This is a genomic window from Rhodococcus sp. NBC_00294, assembly GCF_036163995.1.
Classification (GTDB): Bacteria; Actinomycetota; Actinomycetes; order Mycobacteriales; family Mycobacteriaceae; genus Rhodococcoides.
Genome location: NZ_CP108043.1, coordinates 2,536,668 through 2,558,429, shown reverse-complemented (window position 1 = coordinate 2,558,429; position 21,762 = coordinate 2,536,668). Strand labels below are relative to the sequence as shown.

The window sequence follows — 21,762 nt, the reverse complement described above, 5'->3', positions numbered from 1 at the left end:
GGTGACGCGCACGCTCGTCCTCGGAGGTGCCCGGTCCGGCAAGTCCGGCCATGCGGAGTCGTTGCTGGCCGGTCACGCCGAGGTCCGGTACGTGGCCACCGGGCGGCGGAACAGTGCGGACGCCGATTGGGACGCCCGCATCGACACGCATCGACGGACGCGGCCGGAGCACTGGTCCACGGTCGAGATCACCTCGTACGCGGCACTGTCCGAGGCCCTGCGGGACGACGTGCCCACACTGGTCGACGACCTGGGGACCTGGCTCACCGGCGCGCTGGACGATCTGCGCGCGTGGGACTCGCCGCGGGGCACGGTGGTGGGGGCGGTCGACGACCTGGTGACGGCCGTCGACCGGTTCGAGGGTCCGCTGGTGCTCGTCTCCCCCGAGGTGGGTCTGGGCGTGATCCCGGAGTCGCGGGCGGGCAGACTCTTCCGCGACGAGATCGGTGCCGCGAACGCCCGTCTCGCGCAGGTGTGTGACGCGGTGACGTTGGTGGTGGCCGGGTTGTCCGTCCCCCTCACCCGACCGAGTGACCGACCCACCGACCGATCGAGAGGCACGTGGTGACCGAGAGTTCCGCACTGTTCCGTCCGGTGGATCCACCCGACGCCGAGATCGCCCGTGAGGCGAGAGCCAGGCAGTCGTCGTTGACCAAGCCCGCGGACTCGCTCGGCCGTCTCGAGGACCTCGCCGTGTGGGTCGCGTCGTGCCAGGGCGTGAGCCCTCCGCATCGGTTCGCTCGGGCTCGCGCCGTGGTCTTCGCCGGCGATCACGGCATCGCCCGCGGTGGGGTCTCCGCGTACCCGCCCGAGGTGACGGCGCAGATGGTCGCGAACATCGCCGCCGGCGGCGCCGCGATCAACGCGTTGGCGACGGTGTCCGGTGCGACCGTGCGAGTGGTGGACATCGCGGTCGACGCGGACACCGACGACTCCGTGTCGTCGCACAAGGTGCGTCGCTCCAGTGGGTCGATCGACCGCGAGGACGCACTGTCGCAGGACGAGGTGATCGCCGCCCTGACAGCGGGCCGCGACATCGCCGACGAGGAGGTCGACGGCGGCGCCGACCTGTTGATCGCCGGCGACATGGGCATCGGCAACACCACCCCCGCCACCGTGCTGATCGCTGCCGTCACCAACACCGAACCGGTGGCGGCGGTCGGCCGCGGTACCGGCATCGACGACGCGGGGTGGATCCGCAAGACCGCCGCGATCCGTGACGCCCTGCGGCGTGCGCGTCCCGTCACCCGCGACCCGATCGCTTTGCTGCGCACCGTCGGCGGCGCCGATCTCGCCGCGATGACCGGCTTCCTGGTGCAGGCCGCGGTGCGTCGCACACCGGTGCTGCTCGACGGCGTCGTCGTCACGGCGGCGGCACTGGTCGCGAACGATCTCTCGGTCGGCGCCTCGTCGTGGTGGCTGGCCGGCCATCGGTCGACGGAACCGGCACACGCCTTGGCGCTCGCACACCTGCGACTCGATCCCCTGCTCGACCTGTCGATGCGCCTCGGCGAGGGCTCGGGGGCGATGGTCGCGCTGCCGATCCTGTCCGGTGCCGTCGCGACACTCGCCGACATGGCGACGTTCTCCGATGCCGGAGTGAGCACGCGGCCCTGATGTTCCTGGACCCGGTGCGCCTGGCGTTCTCCTGGCTGACGGTGCTGCCGGTGCGTGGTCCGGTCGCCGTCGATCGCGACGACGCACGCCGCGCGATCGGGATCGTCCCGCTCGTGGGCCTGGCGCTGGGCGGCGCGGCCGCACTGGTGGTGTGGTCGTGCGCCGCAGCCGACCTGCCGCCGACGCTCGCGGGACTGCTGGGCGTCGGCACCCTGGCGCTGCTGACCCGCGGAATGCATCTCGACGGGCTCGCGGACACCGCGGACGGACTCGGGTCCTACGGCCCGGCCGAGCGTGCGCTGGCGATCATGAAGTCCGGGTCCACCGGACCGTTCGGGGCCGCGACCCTCGTTCTGACTCTCGGCGTGCAGGCGGTGGCCATGGGCGAACTCGTCTCTCGGGGAGACACTCTCGCGATCGTGGTCGCTGCCGTCGTGTCCCGGTGCGCCGTCGTGATCGTGTGCCGCCGCTCGGTGCCGGCCGCCACCGGCAGTGGCTTCGGCTCACTCGTCGCGGCGTCGCAGTCACCCGCCGTGGTCACCCTGTGGGTCCTCGTGGCACTCGCCGCCGGGCTGCTCGCCGTCCCCGGCGTCCCGCTGCAGGGAGTGGCAGCCGTCGCGGTGGCACTCGCTGCCGTCACTCTGCTCGCCCGGCACTGCGTTCGGCGATTCGGCGGTCTCGTCGGTGACGTGCTCGGGGCGAGCATCGAGCTGACCACCGCCGTGGTGCTCGTGCTCTGCCTCGTCGGCTGAGCGATCAGTCGCGCAGCGTGCTCATCCAGCCGTGGGTGTCGGCGAAGGTGCCGCGCTGGATTCCGGTGAGTGTGTCGCGCAGCGCCATGGTGACCTCGCCGGGCTCTCCGGTACCGATACGGAAGTCGCCCTCGGCCGACTTCACGCTGCCGACTGGGGTGATCACGGCTGCGGTGCCGCACGCGAAGACCTCGGTGATCTCGCCCGACTCCGCCTTCTTCTGCCACTCGTCCGTGGAGATCTTGCGCTCCTCCACGGCGAAGCCCGCGTCCGTGGCGAGCGCCAGCAGCGAGTCACGCGTGATGCCGGGCAGCAGCGAGCCGGACAGGGACGGCGTGACCAACCGCGCGTCGGGTCCGGAGCCGAAGACGAAGAACAGGTTCATCCCGCCCATCTCCTCGACGTAGCGGCGCTCGAGCGCGTCGAGCCACACGACCTGGTCGCAGCCCTGGTCCGCGGCCTGCGCCTGGGCCAGCAACGAGGCCGCGTAGTTGCCCGCGAACTTCGCGGCGCCGGTGCCGCCCGGCGCGGCGCGCACGTACTCGGTGGAGAGCCACACGCTGACCGGCTTGACCCCGCGCGGGAAGTACGCGCCGGCGGGCGAGGCGATGAGGAGGTAGCGGTAGGAGGACGACGGGCGCACGCCCAGCCCCGCCTCGGTGGCGAACATGAACGGCCGCAGGTAGAGCGCGTCCTCGCCGCCGGCGACGGGCACCCACTCGTGGTCGACGGCGAGCAGCTGCTCGATGGACTCGCGGAACAGCTCCACCGGCAGGGCCGGCATCGCCAACCGCGCGGCCGAGCTCTGCAGGCGCTCCGCGTTCGCGCCGGGGCGGAACGACGCGAGACTGCCGTCGGGCTGGCGGTAGACCTTGAGACCTTCGAAGATGGCCTGGCCGTAGTGCAGAACCATGGCCGCGGGATCCATCGGGAACGGCGCGTAGGGCGTCACCACCGCGTCGTGCCACCCGGTGCCGGCGTCGTAGTCGATGGCCACCATGTGATCGGTGAAGTGCACGCCGAACCCGGGCGCCTGCAACACCGCTGCCCGCGCTTCCGCGGTGGCGGGCGACGGGTGCTCGTGACGCGTGAATTCCAGGCCAGTCATGCCGAACACTCTAAAGCAGCGTGGTGTGGCATCTCACCGCACGTGCGCCTCGACGAACGGCGGCCTGACCACCTCGCACGCGATCGCCCGACCACGCACGTCCACGTCGACCGCGTCACCGACGGCGACGCCCGCCGCGGTGTCGAGCAACGCGAGCGCGATGCCCACCTTGAGGGTCGGCGAGAAGGTGCCGGACGTGGTCGCACCGACCGGTTCTCCGGTGCCGACCGAATTCCCCGGGCGCAGGACGGTCAGATCCGGACGCAGCACACCGCGTCCGACGGCGCGGAGGCCGACGAGGGTGCGGGGTGCGCCCGCCTCCTTCTGCGCCACGAGGGCGTCGCGTCCGCGGAACTCGTCCTTCTTCCAGCCCACCGCCCAGCCGCAGCGCGCTTCCAGCGGACTGATGTCGACGGACAGCTCGTGCCCGTGCAGCGGGTAGCCCATCTCGGTGCGCAGCGTGTCGCGCGCTCCGAGACCGGCGGGCTCGCCGCCCACCTCGCGCACCGCGCCCAGCAGCGCCTCGAACAGCGACGCGGCCGTGTCCCACTGCGGCAGCAGCTCGTACCCGTGCTCCCCCGTGTAGCCGGTGCGACAGACCCGTACCGAGCCGGATCCGAACGCGACGTCCTCGAACGCCATGTAATCGAGGGAGGACGGCAGCCCGACGGCGGCGAGGACGTCGGCCGACCGCGGTCCCTGCACGGCGAGGACGCCGTACTCCCGGTGGGCCGAGCGGACCTCGATGCCGGCCGGGGCACCCTGCGCGAGCACCTCGACCACGGCGGCGGTGTTGGCCGCGTTGGGCACGAGGAACACCTCGTCGTCGGACACGAGGTAGGCGATGAGGTCGTCGACCACTCCGCCGTTCTCGGTGCAGCACAACGTGTACTGCGCCTGGCCGGGCCCGATGCGGTCGAGCGCGTTGGTCAGCACCGAGTCGACGTACGCCGCGGCGCCGGGACCGGAGACGACCGCCTTGCCCAGGTGACTCACGTCGAACAACCCCGCGGTGGTGCGCGTCGACGTGTGCTCGGAGACGGTGCCCGCGTACGACACCGGCATCGTCCACCCGCCGAAGGGGGCGAACGTGGCTCCGAGGGCGACGTGCGCCTCGTGGACCGGACCGTGCAACAACTCTTCGCTCATGGTGGGGAACGCTAACTCAGACGAGCCCGATGTCGGGGTCGGCATACGATCGACTGCGTCGCTCCACCCTCACCGACCGTCCCCGACCATCAGGAGCAGCAGCACGTGAGCAGTCAGTCGCAGCGCACACTCGGACCCGAACTGGTCCTCGCCGGAACCATCGACAAGGCCGTCGAGGTCGTCGTCGTCGGACTCGAGAAGACCGACGACGGTGTCCGCATCGTCGGCGAGGACTTCCTCGGGAACGCCGCCGCAGACGTCCTCGCCGCGGTCACGGCCCTCGGCGCCACCGGCCGGGCCGATCAGGTCACCCGCGTTCCCGCACCCTCGTCCCTACCCGCCGCCAGCGTTCTCGCCGTCGGTCTGGGCACCGCCGCCGAGCGCACCGACGACGTGCTGCGTCGTGCGGCCGGATCGGCGGCGCGCGCGCTCACCGGCATCGGCCACGTCGCGACGACCCTGTCCGCCGTCGGCCTCGCCGCCGCCGCGGAGGGCCTCTACCTCGGCGCATACCAGTTCAGCGAGTACAAGCAGAAGTCGGCGCCCAAGGACGACGCGACACCGATCACCCGGGTGGATCTGCTCGTCGGATCGCCGCGCGACAAGCAGGCTCGCGCCGAACTCGCGCGCTCCGAGGCCGTCGCCGAGGCGGTCGCCACCGCGCGTGACCTCGTCAACACGCCCCCGAGCCACCTCTTCCCGGCCGAGTTCGCCGAGCGCGCCCGTGCCCTCGGGACCGAGGCCGGCCTCACCGTGCAGGTGCTCGACGAGAAGGCACTCGAGCGCGGGGGCTACGGCGGCATCGTCGGCGTCGGCAAGGGCTCGTCCCGCCCGCCGCGTCTGGTCCGGCTGTCCTGGTCCGGCGGAAAGAAGAAGTCCCCCACCGTCGCTCTCGTCGGCAAGGGCATCACGTTCGACACCGGCGGCATCTCCATCAAGCCCGCGGCGGGGATGGAGAACATGACCTCGGACATGGCCGGCGCGGCCGCCGTCGTCGCGACGGTGGTGCTGGCGGCCAAGTTGAAGCTGCCGATCGACGTCACCGCGACGGTGCCGATGGCCGAGAACATGCCGTCGTCCACGGCGCAGCGTCCCGGCGACGTGCTGACCCAGTACGGCGGCACCACGGTCGAGGTCATCAACACCGACGCCGAGGGCCGCCTCATTCTCGCCGACGCCATCGTGCGCGCCTGCGAGGACGAGCCGGACTACCTCATCGACACCGCGACCCTCACCGGAGCGCAGATGGTCGCCCTCGGCACACGCACCCCCGGTGTCATGGGCACCGAGGTGTTCCGCGACCGCGTCGCCGCCATCTCGCAGCGCATCGGCGAGAACGCCTGGGCGATGCCGCTGCCGGCCGAACTGCGACCCGATCTCGACTCCCGCGTCGCCGACCTCGCCAACGTCACCAACCACCGGTGGGGCGGCATGCTCGCGGCCGGGCTCTACCTGAAGGAGTTCGTCGCCGAGGGCGTCCAGTGGGCGCACATCGACGTGGCCGGGCCGGCCTTCAACACCGGCGGGCCGCACGGCTACACGAGCAAGGGCGGCACCGGTGTCCCGGTGCGCACCATGATCTCGGTGCTCGAGGACATCGCCGAGCAGGGCTGACCCGCTCGCGCGAGCGGGGAGCTCAGGCTCCCTGCTCGCGCCTCCGGATGATCTTCTGTCGGGCGTCGTGGTCCCGCATCCGCTGCGGATACCCGGTCTTGCGCACGTCGTAGACCGGGATTTTCAGGTCCTCGCCCAGCTTGCGCGCGCCCTTCTCGCCGCCCACCGTGCGGCGGGTCCACTCACCGTCGTTCGCGACCAGCACCACGGTGATCGGAGTGACCGTCGTCTCCGGTTCGACGTAGGCCTCGACGCCGATGCGGGCGGCCGTCCAGTCGGCGAGATGCGCTCTGTCGGACGAGGACGCTCCGCCTCGGGATCGACTCGGGCGCTTGAATCTGTCGAACAGTCCCACGGTGTCTCCTCCATCCGCCGAGCAGTGCACGCGACTCTCGCGTGCACGAAATGCACTCAATCCGGTCCACACCATCATCCGGACGGCACGCCGACCCCACCGAGCGCGAACCGTCTCACGAAGTGACAGGATGATCGGGCATCGCGTGAACCATCTCACGGTGCGCGTCACCCGTTACCGGCACAACTCGCCGCGAGAACGGTGCGACGCGGCCACAATGGTCCACGTACCGCGACCGGCTAGACACCACACCCGCTAGCGACCACGAGCCGCTACACCCGTACTACAACTTGTCGAGGAGTCAACAGACATGACCTTCTCCGTCCAGATGCCAGCTCTCGGTGAAAGCGTCACCGAGGGGACTGTCACACGGTGGCTGAAACAGGAGGGGGACACGGTCGAAGTCGACGAACCCTTGCTCGAAGTCTCCACCGACAAGGTGGACACGGAGATTCCCTCTCCGGCAGCGGGTGTCCTGACCAAGATCGTCGCGCAGGAGGACGACACCGTCGAGATCGGCGGTGAGCTCGGCGTCATCGGTGACGCGAACGAGGCACCGTCCGACGGCGACGACTCGAGCAGCGACGACTCGAGCAGCGACGAAGCCGACGCAGGCCCGTCCGACGCCGCCGAGCAGGCGTCCGTCGAGGGCGAGAGCGAGGCCGACGCGCCCGCACCCGAGAGCGACGACGAGGGCAGTGCGAGCAGCGGTTCAACCGGTGGCGGCGACGGCACTCCCGTCACGATGCCCGAACTGGGCGAGTCCGTCACGGAAGGCACCGTCACCCGGTGGCTCAAGGCCGTCGGCGACGAGGTCGCCGTGGACGAGCCGCTCCTCGAGGTCTCCACCGACAAGGTCGACACCGAGATCCCGTCCCCGGTCGCCGGCACCCTGCTCGAGATCAGCGCCGAGGAGGACGACACCGTCGAGGTCGGCGGCCGGCTCGCCGTCATCGGTTCCGGTGCTCCCGCGAAGAAGGAGTCCGCGCCCGAGCCCGAGCCGGAGCCCGAGAAGAAGCCCGAGCCGGAGAAGAAGCCGGAGCCCGAGGCGGAGGCGAAGCCCGCCGAGAAGCCCGCCAAGCAGGCCGACCCCGAGCCCGCCGGCGAGGTCTACACGCCGGAGCCGAAGTCCGAGAGCAAGTCCGAGAACTCCTCGAAGTCGGAGTCCGAGGCGCCGGCCGGCGGATCGAACGCCGGCGGTTCCAGCCCGTACGTCACGCCGCTCGTGCGCAAGCTCGCGCAGGAGAACGACGTCGACCTGAACTCCGTGTCGGGAACCGGCGTGGGTGGGCGCATCCGCAAGCAGGACGTCCTCGCCGCCGCAGAGGCGAAGAAGGCACCGGCCGAGGAGAAGGCTGCTCCGGCTGCCGCAGCTCCCGCCGCGTCCGCCACGCCCTCGGCACCGTCCACTGCCGGCGTGCGGCCCGAACTCGCGCACCTGCGCGGTTCGACGCAGAAGATCAATCGCATCCGGCAGATCACCGCCAAGAAGACCCGCGAGTCGCTGCAGACGTCGGCGCAGCTCACGCAGGTGTTCGAGGTCGACCTGACCAAGGTGGCAGCACTGCGCACCCGCGCCAAGGCCACGTTCAAGGAGCGCGAGGGCGTCAACCTGACGTTCCTGCCGTTCTTCGCGAAGGCCGTCGTCGAGGCGCTCAAGGTTCACCCCAACGTGAACGCGAGCATCGACGAGGAGAAGAAGGAGATCACGTACCACGACGCCGAGCACCTGGGCATCGCGGTGGACACCGAGCAGGGCCTCCTCTCCCCCGTCATCCACAACGCGGGCGACCTGTCGCTGGCCGGCATCGCACGCGCCATCGCGGACATCGCGGCACGTGCACGGTCGAACGGCCTCAAGCCGGACGAGCTGTCCGGTGGCACGTTCACCATCACCAACATCGGCAGCCAGGGCGCCCTGTTCGACACGCCGATCCTGGTTCCGCCGCAGGCCGCCATGTTGGGCACCGGGGCCATCGTCAAGCGCCCGGTCGTGGTGACCGACGCCTCGGGCAGCGAGTCCATCGGTGTCCGCTCCATGGCGTTCCTGCCGCTCACCTACGACCACCGTCTCGTCGACGGCGCCGATGCGGGTCGCTTCCTGACCACCATCAAGCACCGCCTCGAGGAGGGCGCGTTCGAAGCCGACCTCGGCCTCTGACGCTTCTTCGGTAATCTCGGAAGTCCCCGACACTTCGCAGCCCCGACCTCCGGGAATCTGTGACCTGTCGAACGAGGGGGCACTCGCTGCACACCGTGCAGTGGGTGCCCCCGTCGCCGTCCCAGGAGGCAGTCACTCGTGCGCATCGTCATCGCAGGTTCGTCCGGACTCATCGGCACGTCGCTCGTGGCGGCGTTGCGCAGCGGAGGGCACGACGTCTTCCGCCTCGTCCGCCGTGCACCCGCGGGACCGGACGAGATCGGCTGGGATCCCACCGCCGGATCGCTCGACCCGGAGGCGCTGAAGGGCGCCGACGCCGTGGTGAACCTGTGCGGTGTCGGGATCGGTGACAAGCGGTGGACCGGCGCGTACAAGCAGGCCGTCCGCGACAGTCGCATCGTCCCCACAGAGGTGATCTCCCGCGCCGTCGTCGAGGCGAAGGTGCCGACGCTCGTCAACGCCAGCGGCATCAACTTCTACGGTGACACCGGCGACACCGTGGTCGACGAGACGGCGCCGGTCGGTACGGGCTTCCTCGCCGAGGTGTGTCGCGACTGGGAGGACGCCACGTCCTTCGCGGCCTCGAACGGCGTCCGGGTGGTGTTCCTGCGCAGCGCTGCCGTCCTGTCCCGGCACGGCGGCATGATGGGCAAGCTCCGCCCGCTGTACCTCTTCGCGCTGGGCGGTCGGCTCGGCAGCGGCCGCCAGTACTTCCCGTGGATCTCACTGACGGACGAGGTCCGGGCGATCGTCTTCACCCTCGAGAATCAGGACATCACCGGACCGGTCAACCTCCAGGGGCCCGCACCGGTGACCAACGCCCAGTTCAACAGCGCCATGTCGCGAGCGGTGCATCGCCCGGCACCGTGGATGGTGCCCGGGTTCGCGATCTCCGCGATCATCGGCGAGTTCGCGAACGAGGCCATCCTGCACAATCCGCGAGCCATCCCCGCGGTGCTCGAGAAGCACGGATTCACGTTCGAGCACAACACCATCGGAGAGGCGCTCGCGGACACCGTCGGCTGACCCGGCGGCGTACTCTTCGATGTCATGATCACCCGCTCCGCCCGCGCCGACTCCCGGCCGATGCTCGTGCGTTCGCTCGGCACGATCGACTACCTCGACGCTCTCGAGATCCAGCGCGAGGTCGCCGGCCGTCGTGCCGAGAACGTCGGCGCCGACGAGTTGCTGCTTCTCGAGCATCCCGCCGTCTTCACCGCGGGTCGGCGTACGGCTCCCGAGGATCGGCCGCGCGACGGCACCCCCGTCATCGACGTCGACCGTGGCGGCAAGATCACCTGGCACGGTCCCGGGCAGCTGGTCGGCTATCCCATCGTGCGGCTCGCGGAGCCCGTCGACGTCGTTCGGTACGTCCGGCTGATCGAGGAAGCACTCATCGCCGTGTGCACCGATCTGGGCCTCGAGGTCGGGCGTATCGACGGCCGTTCCGGCGTCTGGCTCGCGGCCGGCGAGGTGCGCGGAGCCCGAGATTCTGGTCCGGGACGGCAGCCCGAACGCAAGGTGGCTGCCATCGGGGTCCGCGTGCAGCGGGGTGTGGCTCTGCACGGCTTCGCCCTGAACTGCAATGCGTCCCTGGAGGGCTTCGGCACCATCGTTCCGTGCGGTATCGCGGACGCCGGCGTCACCACACTGTCGGACGAACTCGGCCGCGACGTGACCGTCGACGAGGTCACTCCGGCGGTCACGCAGCGCATCCTGGACGCACTCGACGGTCGCCTGCCGTTGGCGGTGCACGATCTGGACAGAACGCCGGTCGCACCCACGCCACGCTTCACCACGGTGAACTTCGGCGGATGACCCCCCGCGAGTAGCATCGATGCGGTGACCGTCGCACCCGAGAACTCTCCTGCACAAGCTCCGAACGGACGCAAGCTTCTCCGCCTCGAGATCCGAAACGCGGAGACCCCGATCGAACGCAAACCGTCGTGGATCAAGACCCGCGCGAAGATGGGCCCCGAGTACTCCGAACTCAAGGGACTCGTCAAGCGCGAGGGACTGCACACGGTGTGCGAAGAGGCCGGGTGTCCCAACATCTACGAATGCTGGGAAGACCGCGAAGCCACGTTCCTCATCGGCGGTGAGCAGTGCACCCGTCGCTGCGACTTCTGCCAGATCGACACCGGCAAACCTGCCGACCTCGATCGGGACGAGCCGCGCCGCGTGGCCGAGTCGGTGCAGGCGATGGGTCTGCGCTACTCCACCATCACGGGTGTCGCCCGCGACGATCTCGAGGACGGCGGCGCCTGGCTGTACGCCGAGACCGTCCGTGAGATCAAGCGCCTCAACCCCAACACCGGTGTCGAGCTGCTGATCCCCGACTTCAACGCCGACCCCGACCAACTGGCCGAGGTCTTCTCCTCGCGCCCCGAGGTGCTCGCGCACAACGTGGAGACGGTGCCGCGCATCTTCAAGCGCATCCGTCCCGCGTTCCGCTACCAGCGCAGCCTCGACGTCATCACCGCGGCGCGCGACGCCGGCCTGGTGACCAAGTCGAACCTGATCCTGGGCATGGGCGAGACCTACGAGGAAGTCACGCAGGCGATGCAGGACCTGCACGACGCCGGCTGCGACATCCTCACCATCACCCAGTACCTGCGCCCGTCGCCGCGGCACCATCCGGTCGACCGGTGGGCCAAGCCGGAGGAGTTCGTCGAGCACTCCAAGGCCGCCGAGGCCATGGGCTACGCCGGCGTCCTCGCCGGTCCCCTGGTCCGCTCCTCGTACCGCGCGGGTCGCCTCTACGCGCAGGCCATGGCTCACCACGGCCGTGCGATCTCCGAGAACATGTCCCACCTCGAGCACGGCGGCGAGGCGTCCCAGGAAGCCAGCTCGCTGATGGCGCGCCTGGCAGCCCGCTGACCCCACACCCCCAGCGACACCACGCGGCCCGCCGTCCTACCGGATGGCGGGCCGCGCTGCGTCTGCGCCTATCCTGGGAGCCATGGCGAACGGCGGTACAGCAGGCAAGGGCAAGGCCTCGAAAGAGGCGAAGGCCGCGGCGAAGGCAGCACGCAAGCAGGCGTCGAAGGAACGGCGCTCCCAGTTGTGGCAGGCCTTCCAGATGCAGCGCAAGGAGGACAAGCTCCTCCTGCCGCTGATGATCGGATCGGTCGTCGGTATGGCGGTGCTGTTCTTCCTGATCGGGCTGATCTTCGGGATCGAGTGGCTCCTGCTGCCGTTCGGGCTCCTCATCGGTGTGCTCATCGCGTTCGTGATCTTCGGTCGCCGCGTGCAGAAGTCGGTGTACGGCAAGGCCGAGGGCCAGGCCGGCGCCGCCGCGTGGGCACTGGACAACCTGCAGGGCGGGTGGCGTGTCAAGACCGCCATCGCCGGCACCACGCAGCTGGACGCCGTGCACCGCGTCATCGGTCGTCCCGGCGTCATCCTGGTGGCCGAGGGCGCACCGCAGCGCGTGAAGGCACTGCTGGCGCAGGAGAAGAAGAAGACCGCACGCCTCGTCGGCGACACCCCGATCTACGACGTCGTCGTCGGCAACGACGAGGGCCAGGTGCCGCTCTCGCAGCTGCAGAAGTACCTGACCAAGCTGCCGAAGAACATCGACAGCAAGCGCATGGAGACCATCGAGTCACGGCTCTCGGCGCTGGGCGCCCGCGGTGGCCCGGCACTCCCCAAGGGACCGATGCCGGGCGGCGCGAAGATGAAGGGTGTGCAGCGCACCATCAAGCGTCGCTAGTGGCCTCCGGCCCCGTGCGCCTTGTGCGTACCCAGGGATGCGCAAAGGGCGCACGAGGGGTGAGCCCCACTACCGGGACATGAGGAGTGCGGTGCCCGTCGCGCGGTCGTGCATGCCGCGGCTGTCGATGTCGGTGATGACGGCGGGCACCACGAAGGCGATGAAGACCTGACGCACCAGCGCGCGCACGACTCCCACGCGGCCCGGAGCGTCGATGCGCGCCACCTGCATGCCCATGCAGAACTGACCGGGCGTGAAGGAGAACAAGCTCACGGACACGAATCCGAGCAGGAACCACACTCCCAGGGTCAGGGTCGACAGGTTGCCCCCGGCGACGCTGCCGCCGAGGAACAGCGCGGACACACCCATCGACATCAGCCAGTCGATGGCCAATGCCGCGACACGCCTCGGTGTCGGCGCGAGCGAACCCGGCCCCACCTTGGGAAGTCCCAGGTACTCGCCCTGGTAGGCCTGCTGCTCGTGGTCACCGTCGGGCAGCGCGGCGGCGGGGCCCGAGAGCCACGATCCGGTCATCCGTGCCATGAGTGTTCTCCATACTGGTGTGAGTGCGGGGCCATTGCTCCAGGATAGGTGTCGCCCCGGCGGGAGGGTCTTCCCACCGGCCACCAGCTGCGACGACGGGACGCGTAACACCGACGAAACACGGACTTGACGGTGAGGCAACACCACTTCCCTACCGTCGGCGTGGCGCAGCTGCCGCACTCACACAGACGTCGCGGACCAGCACTCGACAAGAAGGAGTTCCAGCGTGGATTTCACCACGGCCGAAGAGGTCATCAAGTACATAGCGGACGAGAGCGTCGAGTACGTCGACATCCGTTTCACCGATCTCCCGGGTATCCAGCAGCACTTCTCGATCGCGGCGAAGGCGTTCACCAAGGACACCCTCGAAGACGGTCTCGCGTTCGATGGCTCGTCCGTGCGTGGCTTCCAGTCGATCCACGAGTCGGACATGATGCTGCTGCCCGACTACGGCACCGCTCAGATCGACCCGTTCCGTCACGCCAAGACGCTGAACATGGACTTCTTCGTCCACGATCCGTACACCCGCGAGTCCTACAGCCGCGACCCCCGCAACGTCGCGCGCAAGGCCGAGGAGTACCTCGCCAGCACCGGCATCGCCGACACCGCGTTCTTCGGTCCCGAGGCCGAGTTCTACATCTTCGACTCGGTGCGCTACGACTCCCAGATGAACGGCGCGTTCTACGAGCTCGACTCGAGCTCCGGCGCCTGGAACACCGGCGCCGAGACCGAGGCCGACGGGTCCCCCAACCTCGGCTACAAGGTCCGCCCGAAGGGCGGCTACTTCCCCGTCGCGCCGTACGACCACTACGTCGACATCCGCGACGCCATCTCCACCAACCTGCAGAACGCGGGCTTCGAGCTCGAGCGCGGCCACCACGAGGTCGGCACCGGCGGTCAGCAGGAGATCAACTACAAGTTCAACACCATGCTGCGTGCAGCCGACGACCTGCAGCTGTTCAAGTACATCGTCAAGAACACCTGCTGGCAGCACGGCAAGTCCGCGACCTTCATGCCGAAGCCGCTCTTCGGTGACAACGGCTCGGGCATGCACGTCCACCAGTCGCTCTGGAAGGACGGCAAGCCGCTCTTCTACGACGAGAAGGGCTACGCGGGTCTGTCGGATCTCGCTCGTCACTACATCGGCGGCATCCTGCACCACGCGCCGTCGCTGCTGGCGTTCACGAACCCGACGATCAACTCGTACCACCGCCTGGTGCCGGGCTACGAGGCCCCCATCAACCTGGTGTACTCGGGCCGTAACCGCTCGGCCGCCGTCCGTATCCCCACCACGGGCAACAACCCGAAGGCCAAGCGTCTCGAGTTCCGCGCGCCCGACGCGTCCGGTAACCCGTACCTGTCGTTCGCCGCGCAGATGATGGCCGGCCTGGACGGCATCAAGAACAAGATCGAGCCACTCGCTCCCGTCGACAAGGACCTCTACGAGCTCCCGCCCGAGGAAGCGAAGAACATCCCGCAGGCACCCACCTCGCTGCCTGCCGTGATCGACCGCCTCGAGGCCGACCACGAGTACCTCACCGCCGGTGGCGTCTTCACCACCGACCTGATCGAGACCTGGATCTCGCTCAAGCGTGAGAACGAGATCGCGCCGGTGAACCTCCGTCCGCATCCGTACGAGTTCCAGCTGTACTACGACTGCTGAGTCACGCTCCACCACGTCGAGCCCGCTCCGGACCCTGTCCGGCGCGGGCTCGCGTCGTTTCCGGGACGATTCGGGAACGATGCGGACACGACTCGACCGAAAGCTGGATTGAACTCTGAACTTTCGGGGTAGACACGGGTGTCCGCTGTGTTCCGGGTGACGATCCACCCGGCCGCCGGACGTCGTGGCACCACCACAGTCGCGTCTCTCCTGTTGCCGAGCGAAGGATCTGCACCTGATGGATGCTCTGTGGGACTTCATCGTCGGCCGCCGAAGGCAGCTCGCGATCGATTCCTATCTTCACGTCTCCGCCGTCGTCCAGTGTGTCGTCATCGCGACCATCCTGGGTGTCGCCATCGGAGTCCTCGTCTACCGCAGTCCCGCCGGCTCCGCCGTCGCCACCGCTCTCGCGAGCACGGTGCTCACCATCCCGTCGTTCGCGCTGCTGGGACTGCTGATTCCCATTCTCGGTCTCGGCGTCAAGCCGACCGTCACCGCGCTGGTGCTGTACTCGTTGCTGCCGATCATCCGGAACACTGTGGTCGGACTCGACGCGGTGAATCCGGCGGTCAGCGATGCGGCACGCGGTATCGGCATGAGTCGAGCCACCGTGTTGCGTCGCATTGAGATTCCTCTCGCGTGGCCGTCGATTCTCACGGGGATGCGCGTCAGCACCCAGATGGCGATGGGCATTCTCGCCATCGCCGCGTACGCCAAGGGCCCCGGCCTCGGCAATCTCCTGTTCTCCGGCCTCGCCCGCGTCGGCAGCCCCACCGCAGTTCCCCAGGCCCTCACCGGCACCGTCCTGATCGTCATCCTGGCGCTGATCCTCGACGGGATCTACGTCCTGATCGGCAAACTCACCACCTCGAGGGGTATCCGTGACTGACACGACTCGCACCACCACCGGAGCGGAGATCGTCCTCGAGGACGTGACGAAGTCCTACCCCAACCAGAAGGCCGCCGCGGTCGACCACGTGTCGCTCACCATCCCCGCGGGTGAGGTCGTCGTGTTGGTGGGACCGTCGGGCTGCGGCAAGACGACGACGATGCGGATGATCAACCGCCTCATCGAGCCCACGTCCGGCCGGATCACGATCGGCGGCAAGGACGCGCTGTCCATCGATCCGAACGAGCTGCGACGCACCATCGGCTACTCGATCCAGCAGGCCGGCCTGTTCCCGCACATGACGATCGCGCAGAACGTCGGCATGGTCCCCGGGCTCATCGGGTGGAACAAGAAGAAGATCTCCGACCGCACCGACGAGATGCTCGATCTGGTCGGACTCGATCCGGGCCAGTACCGCGAGCGCTACCCGCGCCAGCTCTCCGGTGGGCAGCAGCAGCGCGTGGGTGTGGCCCGCGCTCTGGCGGCCGACCCCCCGGTGCTGTTGATGGACGAGCCGTTCGGTGCCGTCGACCCCATCACCCGCGGCCTCCTGCAGGACGAGCTGATGCGCCTGCAGGCCGAGCTGGGCAAGACGATCGTCTTCGTCACACACGACTTCGACGAGGCCGTCAAGCTGGGCGACCGGATCGCCGTCCTGGGCAACCAGTCCCGCATCCTGCAGTACGACACCCCCGAGGCCGTGCTGGCCAATCCCGCTGACGAGACGGTGGCCGGCTTCGTCGGCGCCGGTGCGGCTCTCAAGCAGCTCACCCTCATGCGTGTGCGCGACATCGAGCTCAGCGATGTTCCCGCCTTCGGTGAGGACGAGCCGGTCGAGACGATGAACCGGGCGCTCGGCACCGATCCGGAGGCGTGGGGTCTCATCCTCGACTCCCGGAAGCGGCCCATCCGGTGGACCGACCGTCGTCACCTCGCCGGCGTGGGCAGCCTCCGCGACGTCGGTGTGCCGATCGGTGAGCTCGTGTCGATCCAGTCCACGCTGCAGGACGCGCTCGAGGCCCTGCTCGCCGAGGGCAACGCGACGGCGACCGTGACGGGCAAGCGCGGCGAGTACGTCGGCACCGTCACCATCGAGGCACTGATCGACACCATCAAGACCATCCGTTCGCAGCACGCGCACGACCACGACGACGTGGTCGACGCGGGCGCGGCGTCCGTCTCGGGCGCGTCGTCGTGACGGCGTCGGTCGAGGCGTCCGTCGTCGACGATCCCGCCGACGCAGAGGGCGATGCGAAGTCCGCGGCCAGGGCAGCGCGGCGAGCCGAACGGATCCGTCTGGTCGTCCAGCCCGCACTGGTTCTCGTCCTCGTGGTGGTCACGCTGGTCTACGCCCTCACGCGTGATCTCACGGCGACGCAGGCGGCGACGATCAACGTCGCCACGATCTCCCAGCGCGTTCTCGAGCACGTCCTGATCACGTTCGTCGTGACGGCACTCGTCGTGCTGATCGCGGTGCCCCTCGGAATCATCCTCACTCGCAACGGCTATCGACGACTCGCTCCCGTCTTCATCGGTATCGCGAACATCGGTCAAGCAGCGCCTGCCGTCGGCCTGCTCGTCCTGTTGTTCCTCGCGACCGGCAGCACCGGGTTCTGGGTCGGTGTCCTGCCCATCGCGTTCTACTCGCTGCTCCCGGTGCTGCGGAACACCATGCTGGGGTTCCAGCAGGTGGACGCCAGTTACATCGATGCCGCACGCGGACAGGGCATGTCGGGCTCCGGCATCCTGTGGCGCATCGAGTTCCCACTCGCGGTGCCGTACATCCTCGCCGGCCTGCGCACCTCTCTCGTGCTGGCGGTCGGTACCGCCACGCTGAGCTTCCTCGTGGGCGCCGGCGGCCTCGGCGTGCTCATCGACACCGGGTACAAGCTCAATCAGCCGCTCATCCTCGTCGTGGGCGCCGTGCTCGCGGTTGCGTTGGCGTTGCTCGTCGACTGGTTGGGCGCTCTCGCCGAGGCCTTCCTCGGACCGAAAGGACTGCGCTGATGCGCCGTACCCTGATCGCACTGTGCGCGGTCTCCACCCTCGCCCTCACCAGCTGCGGGCTGCAGTCCGGCAGCGCGGTGCCCCTGGCCGTCGAACCCGGAAGCATCACGGCGCAGCCGGGTCTCGAAGGTGCCGAGCTCACCGTCGGTTCCAAGGACTTCACCGAGCAGATCATCCTCGGCTACATCCTGGAGTTCGCGCTCGAGGCGGCGGGGGCGAACGTCCGCGACCTGACCAACATCTCGGGATCCAACAGCACGCGGCAGGCCATGATCAGCGGCCAGGTCGACGTCACCTACGAGTACACCGGCACCGGCTGGATCAACTACCTCGGCAACGAGACTCCCATTCCCGACGCGACAGAGCAGTACGACGCGGTGCGCGACGCGGACAAGGCGAACGGCATCGTCTGGGTCAACCCGGCGCCGATGGACAACACGTACGCACTCGCGATGAACCAGCAGACGGCGCAGGAGACCGGCGTGAAGACGCTGTCCGACTACGCCGCCCTGGTGCAGCGTGATCCCGCCGCCGCGGCGGTGTGCGTGGAGACCGAGTTCAACTCCCGCCAGGACGGTTTCCCCGGCATGGCGGCGGCGTACGGCTTCGACGCGAACGCGGTGAACCGCCAGATCCTGCAGACGGGCATCATCTACCAGGCGACGGCGGACGGCTCGCAGTGCAAGTTCGGCGAGGTGTTCACCACCGACGGCCGCATCAAGGGCCTCGACCTGGTGGTCGTCGAGGACGACAAGCTGTTCTTCCCGCGCTACAACGCGACGGTGAACTTGCGTCAGGAGATCGCCGACCGCTACCCGGAGATCGCGGAGATCACCGCGCCGGTGTCCGCGGCGCTCACCATCGACGCCATCACCGAGCTGAACAAGCAGGTCGACGTCGACGGCCGGGAACCCGCCGAGGTGGCGCGTGACTGGATGGTGCAGCAGGGTTTCGTCACCGCCGGGGCCGACTGACACCGAGGTACACATACTGCACAGAAGACGACCCCGCCCGGCACAGTCGGCCGAGCGGGGTCGTTCTCTGTGCAGAACCGGTACGGGTCAGGAACCGAACGCGCGTTCCACCACGGCCTTGGCCCGACGGGTGACGCGCAGGTAGTTGTCGAGGAACTCCCCCGCGTCGCCACTGGGCCAGCCGGCCACCTGCGCGACGGCCGACAGCACCTTGCCGGGAGCCGGCAACTGATCGGTCGGCTTGCCGCGCACCAGGACCAGCGCGTTACGGGCCTTCGTGGCCGTGAGCCACGCCTGGCGCAGGAGGTCGACGTCGCCCGGGCTCATGAGCTCCGCGGCGCCGATCGCGTCGAGGCACTCCAGGGTCGACGTGTTGTGCAGCGCCGGAATGCGGTGGGCGTGACGCAGTTGCAGCAACTGCACGGTCCACTCGACGTCGGCCAGTCCCCCGCGCCCCAGCTTGGTGTGCGTCTTCGGGTCGGCTCCCTTGGGCAGTCGCTCCGCGTCGACCCGGGCCTTGATGCGCCGGATCTCGCGGACGGCGTCCTCGGAGACTCCGCCCTCGGGGTACCGGATGCGGTCGGCCATGAGCAGGAACCGGATTCCCAGGTCCTGATCGCCGGCGACCTGGTGGGCGCGGAGCAGGGCCTGCACCTCCCACGGCTGCGCCCACTGCGAGTAGTACGCGTCGTAGGCCGAGAGTGTGCGCACGACAGGCCCGTTGCGCCCCTCGGGACGCAGTCCGGTGTCCACCTCCAGCGGCGGGTCCTGGCTCGGCGAACCCAGGAGCTTGCGGACACGATCGGCGATGGCGTTGGCCCACTTGACGGCGTCGCTGTCGTCGGCGCCCTCGGCCGGCTCGCACACGAACAACACGTCGGCGTCGGACCCGTAGCCCAGTTCACCACCACCGAGTCGACCCATGCCGATGATGGCGATCGACGCGGGAGCGGTGCCGCCGCGCTCGGCGACGGACGCACGGACCGCCGCGTCCAGGGCGGCGTTGATGACCGCTGCCCACACCGAGGACAGCGCCCGGCACACCTCGGGGACCTCGAGCAGTCCGAGGATGTCCGCCGAGGCGACCCGCGCCAGTTCGTAGCGACGCAGGGACCGCGCCGCCGCGACCGCGCGTACCGGATCGTCGTAGCGCGCAGAGGACTTCAGGATGGCGCCGTACGTCTCGGTGGGATCGACGTCGAGCAGTTTGGGGCCGGTCGATCCGTCGGCGAAGAGCCGGATGACCTCCGGCGCGTTGACCAACACACCGCGCAGGTACTCCGACGACCCGAGCACCTGCATCAGGCGCTGCGCCACCGGGCCCTCGTCGCGGACCAGCCGCAGGAACCAGGACTGCTCGGCGACCTCCTCGGACAGCCGTCGGTAGGCCAGCAGGCCCGCATCGGGATCCGGTGTGTCGCCCAGCCATTCGAGCAGCGTCGGCAGCAGCAGGGACTGGATGCGACCCTTGCGCGCACCCATGCCGACGAGTGCGCTCAGGTGTCCGAGCGCGTTCTGTGGAGCCGAGTAGCCGAGCGCCGAGAGCTGCCGGATCGCGGAATCCGAACTGAGGCGCAGCGAGTCGCTGTCCAGCCGGGCCACCGATTCGAGCAGAGGGCGATAGAACAGCCGAGCGTGCAACCGCCGGATCCGCTGCGCGTTGCGACGGATCTCCTGGCGCAGAACGCCGGTCGCGTCGTGGTTGCCGTCGGGACGCATGTGGGCGGCGCGGGCGAGCCAGCGCATCGCCTCGTCGTCGTCGTCCGGCGGCAGGAGGTGCGTGCGCTGCAGCTTCTGCAGCTGCAGCCGGTGCTCGATGAGGCGGAGGAACTCGTAGGACGCGGTGAGGTTTGCCGCGTCGTCACGCCCGATGTAGCCGCCGGTGGCGAGAGCGGACAGCGCGGCGACGGTACCGCGTTCGTGGAGGGAGTCGTCGGCTCGTCCGTGCACGAGTTGCAGCAGCTGGACGGCGAACTCGACGTCACGCAGGCTGCCGCGCCCCAGCTTGATCTCGCGCTCGCGCAGCTCGGCCGGCACCATCTCCTCGACGCGGCGGCGCATCGCCTGCACCTCGGGGACGAAGTCCTCGCGCTCACTGGCCACCCACACCATCGGCGTCACCGCGTCGACGTAGGCCTGGCCCAGCTCGGCGTCACCGGTCATGGCGCGCGCCTTGAGCAACGCCTGGAACTCCCAGGTCTTCGCCCACCGCTGGTAGTACGCCAGGTGCGAGTCGAGAGTGCGGACCAGTTCGCCCTGCTTGCCCTCGGGACGCAGTGCGGCGTCGACCTCGAAGAAGGCGGACGAGCCGATGCGCATCATCTCGCCGGCCATGCGGGTGGCGAGGGAGTTGGAGGGTTCGGCGACGAAGACGACGTCTACGTCGCTCACGTAGTTCAGTTCCTGCGCACCGCACTTGCCCATCGCGATGACCGCGAGTCGGACCGAGCAGGGCCCGTCGGGGAACGTGACGGTGACGGCCACCGACAGTGCCGCGGTGAGCGCCGCGTCCGCCAGATCGGACAGCTGACGACCGACCACCTCGTAGGGCACGACGGGCTCGTTCTCCACGGTCGCCGCGAGATCGGCGGCGGCCAGGATCATGAGGTGGTCGCGGTACGCCGTGCGCAGCGCGATGATGGCCTTGGGTCCGGTCAGCTCGGCCCGGAACACCTGACCGAGGGCGTCGTCGCCCGTCTCCGCGACGGCACCGACGCTCGCGAGCATCGAGTCGCGCAGCTCGTCGGCCGTGGGCAACGACTCCGTGCAGGTGGTGAGCAGGCGCCACTTCTCCGGCTCGGACACCAGGTGGTCACCGAGAGCGCTGGACGATCCGGCGAGAGCGAACATGCGGCCGCGCAGACTCTTGTCGGTGCGCAGGCGGGCGTCGAGGTCGGACCAGTTGTCACCGAGATCCTCGGCGAGGCGCGCGAGAGTGCGCAGCGCGAGATCGGCGTCGGGCGAGCGCGACAGCGACCACAGCAGCTCGGTGCTGTCCTCGTCGGTCCAGCCCAGCAGCGACAGGTTCGCCGGGGCCGACGCCTCGACGAGACCGAGCCGTCCGGGGCTGGGCACGGTGGAACGGGAACTGGGCGGAATCACGGGCGAGCCTCCACCACGGTGTACGAGTCGACCGCCGGGTCGGCGTCAGCGAACGTCGGGTGGACGAACCGCGGGTCGACGAATCTCGGGACGGTGGTGCATTCCGACATGTT

19 protein-coding genes are annotated in these 21,762 nt (G+C 69.2%); 14 read left to right on the top strand and 5 right to left on the bottom strand.

Features of this window, described 5'->3' with window-relative positions:
- Position 1: 1 nt before the first annotated feature.
- The 3 genes from OHB23_RS11990 to cobS are packed head-to-tail and all read left to right on the top strand — an operon-like array spanning position 2 to position 2,369.
- Entirely contained in the window at positions 2 to 568 is a 567-nt protein-coding gene (locus tag OHB23_RS11990) for a bifunctional adenosylcobinamide kinase/adenosylcobinamide-phosphate guanylyltransferase (RefSeq protein WP_328809605.1), read from the top strand.
- Positions 562 to 1,617 (top strand): nicotinate-nucleotide--dimethylbenzimidazole phosphoribosyltransferase, encoded by a 1,056-nt coding sequence (gene cobT / locus OHB23_RS11985; RefSeq protein ID WP_037185716.1) that lies wholly within the window; start codon positions 562 to 564, stop codon positions 1,615 to 1,617. Before OHB23_RS11990 ends, cobT begins: the two co-directional genes overlap by 7 nt.
- Positions 1,617 to 2,369, top strand: a complete 753-nt coding sequence (cobS, locus tag OHB23_RS11980; protein WP_328809604.1) for an adenosylcobinamide-GDP ribazoletransferase — start codon at positions 1,617 to 1,619, stop codon at positions 2,367 to 2,369. The genes cobT and cobS overlap by 1 nt, the downstream gene beginning before the upstream one ends.
- A gap of 4 nt (positions 2,370 to 2,373) precedes the next feature.
- Here cobS and OHB23_RS11975 read toward each other — a convergent pair whose 3' ends face one another.
- On the bottom strand, positions 2,374 to 3,477 hold the full coding sequence (locus OHB23_RS11975; protein ID WP_027505804.1) for a branched-chain amino acid aminotransferase: 1,104 nt from the start codon (positions 3,475 to 3,477) through the stop codon (positions 2,374 to 2,376).
- Positions 3,478 to 3,510: 33 nt separating this feature from the next.
- Entirely contained in the window at positions 3,511 to 4,626 is a 1,116-nt protein-coding gene (gene gcvT, locus OHB23_RS11970) for a glycine cleavage system aminomethyltransferase GcvT (RefSeq protein WP_027505803.1), read from the bottom strand.
- A 105-nt stretch (positions 4,627 to 4,731) separates the two neighbouring features.
- On the opposite strand from gcvT, the gene OHB23_RS11965 reads away from it, so the two are divergent.
- A complete protein-coding gene (locus OHB23_RS11965) occupies positions 4,732 to 6,240 on the top strand; it encodes a leucyl aminopeptidase (RefSeq protein ID WP_222630518.1) in 1,509 nt (502 codons plus the stop codon).
- A gap of 22 nt (positions 6,241 to 6,262) precedes the next feature.
- On the opposite strand, the gene OHB23_RS11960 is transcribed toward OHB23_RS11965, so the two are convergent.
- Positions 6,263 to 6,595 carry an oxidoreductase gene (locus OHB23_RS11960; RefSeq protein ID WP_328809603.1) on the bottom strand — a complete coding sequence of 111 codons (333 nt, stop codon included), beginning with the start codon at positions 6,593 to 6,595 and terminating at the stop codon, positions 6,263 to 6,265.
- Between the two features lie 310 nt (positions 6,596 to 6,905).
- Between OHB23_RS11960 and sucB the strand changes: the two genes are divergently transcribed.
- The 5 genes from sucB (at position 6,906) to OHB23_RS11935 (ending at position 12,471) form a co-directional block, all read left to right on the top strand.
- Positions 6,906 to 8,756, top strand: coding sequence for a 2-oxoglutarate dehydrogenase, E2 component, dihydrolipoamide succinyltransferase (gene sucB, locus OHB23_RS11955; protein WP_328809602.1), 1,851 nt, complete (start codon positions 6,906 to 6,908; stop codon positions 8,754 to 8,756).
- A gap of 138 nt (positions 8,757 to 8,894) precedes the next feature.
- Complete coding sequence (locus OHB23_RS11950; protein ID WP_056445658.1) at positions 8,895 to 9,782, top strand: TIGR01777 family oxidoreductase; 888 nt, start codon at positions 8,895 to 8,897, stop codon at positions 9,780 to 9,782.
- 24 nt (positions 9,783 to 9,806) lie between these two features.
- On the top strand, positions 9,807 to 10,574 hold the full coding sequence (lipB, locus tag OHB23_RS11945) for a lipoyl(octanoyl) transferase LipB (protein ID WP_222649293.1): 768 nt from the start codon (positions 9,807 to 9,809) through the stop codon (positions 10,572 to 10,574).
- 24 nt (positions 10,575 to 10,598) lie between these two features.
- Entirely contained in the window at positions 10,599 to 11,636 is a 1,038-nt protein-coding gene (lipA, locus tag OHB23_RS11940) for a lipoyl synthase (RefSeq protein WP_027505797.1), read from the top strand.
- An 82-nt stretch (positions 11,637 to 11,718) separates the two neighbouring features.
- The gene (locus OHB23_RS11935; RefSeq protein ID WP_056445665.1) at positions 11,719 to 12,471 is read left to right on the top strand and encodes a DUF4191 domain-containing protein; all 753 of its coding nucleotides are present in this window, start codon (positions 11,719 to 11,721) and stop codon (positions 12,469 to 12,471) included.
- A 69-nt stretch (positions 12,472 to 12,540) separates the two neighbouring features.
- Here OHB23_RS11935 and OHB23_RS11930 read toward each other — a convergent pair whose 3' ends face one another.
- Positions 12,541 to 13,014 (bottom strand): RDD family protein, encoded by a 474-nt coding sequence (locus OHB23_RS11930; protein ID WP_027505795.1) that lies wholly within the window; start codon positions 13,012 to 13,014, stop codon positions 12,541 to 12,543.
- A gap of 226 nt (positions 13,015 to 13,240) precedes the next feature.
- Between OHB23_RS11930 and glnA the strand changes: the two genes are divergently transcribed.
- The 5 genes from glnA to OHB23_RS11905 all read left to right on the top strand — a co-directional run bounded on the left by glnA (position 13,241) and on the right by OHB23_RS11905 (position 18,547).
- Positions 13,241 to 14,677, top strand: a complete 1,437-nt coding sequence (gene glnA / locus OHB23_RS11925; RefSeq protein ID WP_027505794.1) for a type I glutamate--ammonia ligase — start codon at positions 13,241 to 13,243, stop codon at positions 14,675 to 14,677.
- 238 nt (positions 14,678 to 14,915) lie between these two features.
- Positions 14,916 to 15,566 carry an ABC transporter permease gene (locus OHB23_RS11920; protein ID WP_027505793.1) on the top strand — a complete coding sequence of 217 codons (651 nt, stop codon included), beginning with the start codon at positions 14,916 to 14,918 and terminating at the stop codon, positions 15,564 to 15,566.
- Entirely contained in the window at positions 15,559 to 16,764 is a 1,206-nt protein-coding gene (locus OHB23_RS11915; RefSeq protein WP_056445669.1) for an ABC transporter ATP-binding protein, read from the top strand. Before OHB23_RS11920 ends, OHB23_RS11915 begins: the two co-directional genes overlap by 8 nt.
- Complete coding sequence (locus tag OHB23_RS11910) at positions 16,761 to 17,573, top strand: ABC transporter permease (RefSeq protein ID WP_027505792.1); 813 nt, start codon at positions 16,761 to 16,763, stop codon at positions 17,571 to 17,573. Before OHB23_RS11915 ends, OHB23_RS11910 begins: the two co-directional genes overlap by 4 nt.
- Positions 17,573 to 18,547 carry a glycine betaine ABC transporter substrate-binding protein gene (locus OHB23_RS11905; RefSeq protein WP_027505791.1) on the top strand — a complete coding sequence of 325 codons (975 nt, stop codon included), beginning with the start codon at positions 17,573 to 17,575 and terminating at the stop codon, positions 18,545 to 18,547. The genes OHB23_RS11910 and OHB23_RS11905 overlap by 1 nt, the downstream gene beginning before the upstream one ends.
- Positions 18,548 to 18,634: 87 nt before the next feature.
- On the opposite strand, the gene OHB23_RS11900 is transcribed toward OHB23_RS11905, so the two are convergent.
- Positions 18,635 to 21,649: a bifunctional [glutamine synthetase] adenylyltransferase/[glutamine synthetase]-adenylyl-L-tyrosine phosphorylase gene (locus OHB23_RS11900; protein ID WP_056445676.1), complete on the bottom strand. Its 3,015-nt coding sequence runs from the start codon at positions 21,647 to 21,649 to the stop codon at positions 18,635 to 18,637.
- Positions 21,650 to 21,762 lie beyond the last annotated feature (113 nt).